The sequence below is a fragment of the Nitratidesulfovibrio oxamicus genome (assembly GCF_015731765.1).
GTDB lineage: Bacteria > Desulfobacterota > Desulfovibrionia > Desulfovibrionales > Desulfovibrionaceae > Cupidesulfovibrio > Cupidesulfovibrio oxamicus.
In genome coordinates this window covers 1-2,002 of the sequence record NZ_VRYY01000440.1, presented here as the reverse complement: position 1 = coordinate 2,002, position 2,002 = coordinate 1, and the positions used below count along the sequence as shown (strand labels likewise).

At 68.2% G+C, this 2,002-nt stretch carries 1 protein-coding gene and 1 pseudogene; both read left to right on the top strand.

The annotated features are described in order from the left end of the window. Positions 1-221 (top strand): annotated as a pseudogene (locus tag FVW20_RS13525) (polysaccharide deacetylase family protein); the annotation flags it as partial. 987 nt (positions 222-1,208) lie between these two features. Further along, the coding region (gene potA / locus FVW20_RS13520; RefSeq protein WP_196610020.1) for a polyamine ABC transporter ATP-binding protein at positions 1,209-2,002 on the top strand (794 nt) is incomplete at its 3' end.

Genomic DNA, 2,002 nt, shown 5'->3' with positions numbered 1-2,002 from the left:
CCGGCTGCTCCGTGGCGGCGGACGCCGGGGCCACGCTGCCCGCGCCTGCCGTGGCCCGCAACCTGCTGGCCGCTCGCAACGGCGACATCCTGTTGCTGCACATGAACAAGCCCAATGCGGGCAGCGGCGCGGGGCTGCGCTCGGCCCTGCCGGAACTGCTGCAACGCGGGGTGCGCTTCGTGCGCCTGTCGGATGCGGTGGAGACCGCACGGGCACGGTGAGCGGAAATGGCTGGCGTTCGATGGCGCGGGGCCTGTCGCGTGAAGAAGGAATAGCAACCTGCTGAGCCCACTTGGTTTTTCCGGAGGGGATCCCCTGTCTTCCCGAAAAAATTTTATCTGCGTTCCCTGTGTATTACGACAATGCAATGGATGAGGCGCCAAGGGGCGGTAGCCGCTTGGCCGCCGGAGGCGTCCGGAAGAGCCTGCCCTGCCTGCGGCATCCCCGCGCGCGGGGGTGTTTTTTTGCTTGTCACCCCGCCCCCCGCATGGCACACAAGGCCCGAACGACCACCTTCCAGCCCGCGCCCGCCTAGGGCGCGCGGCCCGTCCCCGACCCGGCGCATGACGTCACTCACCGACGCCGTTTCATGACGCCACTTCATGCCCACCATGAGGGAAGACGAACGCATGATACGCTGCTCGCAGGTCATCCTTTCATCCCGGCCGGTGCACCGGGTGCGCAATCTGGGGCTTCGCCGCTCCGGTAACGCCCGAACGCCCGTGGCCGGCGATGCCGGCCCTGCGGCCCCTGCGCTCCGGTAACCGGCGCGCCCAGCATCCCGTAGCGTAGCGATTTCGTCCCCATCTACTCCCCGAAGCCTTGCCGTGCCGGTTTCCGGTGCGCTGCGCCCCGGCGCATCGGCATTGCCCGCGCCGTTTCCCCGTACAGCCCCCGAGGGGTATGCAGCGGGGGGGGCGGCGGATGCATACGGCATCCGGTCCCCAGCGCCGGAGGGCATCGGGGCGCACGTTTCGGCATCACGCAGTTACAGGCAGCGCGGCGCTTGCGCGATACGGCCCGGCTACCGGACGAACTACGGTGGTCGAAAGGCCCGACATGCAGACAGGCAGCCGGGCCAGGACGCGGCGCTGCATGCAGACGATACCAGTGCTGCCGCCATGCGGCGCACCCGGCCCACCGGCCCCCCGGTTACACGGCCCGCAGGGGGCGGGGGCAGTTCCCGACCACGCAAGCAAGAGGCGACGATGGCAGAACAGGATCACATCATCGAGTTGCGCGGCGTCACCAAGACGTTCGAAGACACCGTGGCGCTTGATTCCATAGACCTCACCATCCGCAACGGCGAGTTCCTGACCCTGCTGGGGCCGTCGGGCTGCGGCAAGACCACCATCCTGCGTCTGCTTTCGGGCTTCGAGCAGCCCACGTCGGGCGAGGTGCGCATCAACGGCCAGGTGGTCAACCGGGTGCCCCCGGAACAGCGCCAGGTGAACACCGTGTTCCAGAACTACGCGCTGTTCCCGCACATGACCGTGCGCGACAACGTGGCCTTCGGGCTGAAGATGCAGGGCGTGGCGGCGGACGAGACGGCCCGCCGCGTGCTGGACGCCCTGCGCATGGTGCACCTGGAAAACTTCGCCGACCGCAAGCCGCGCCAGCTTTCCGGCGGGCAGCAGCAGCGCGTGGCCATTGCCCGCGCGGTCATCAACAACCCGTTGGTGCTCCTGCTGGACGAACCCTTCAGCGCGCTGGACTTCAAGCTGCGCAAGCAGATGCAGCTGGAAATCAAGCACCTGCAGCGGCAGTTGGGCATCACCTTCGTGTTCGTCACCCACGACCAGGAAGAGGCCTTCGCCATGTCCGACCGGGTGGTGGTGATGAACGAGGGCCGCATAGAGCAGATCGGCGCGCCCAAGGAAATCTACGAGGAACCGGCCAACATGTACGTGGCGCGCTTCGTGGGCGACATCAACGCGCTGCCGGGCCGCATCGACGCCGTGCGCCTGGACTGGTCCGCCGCGCCGGGCACGCCGCTGGCCCC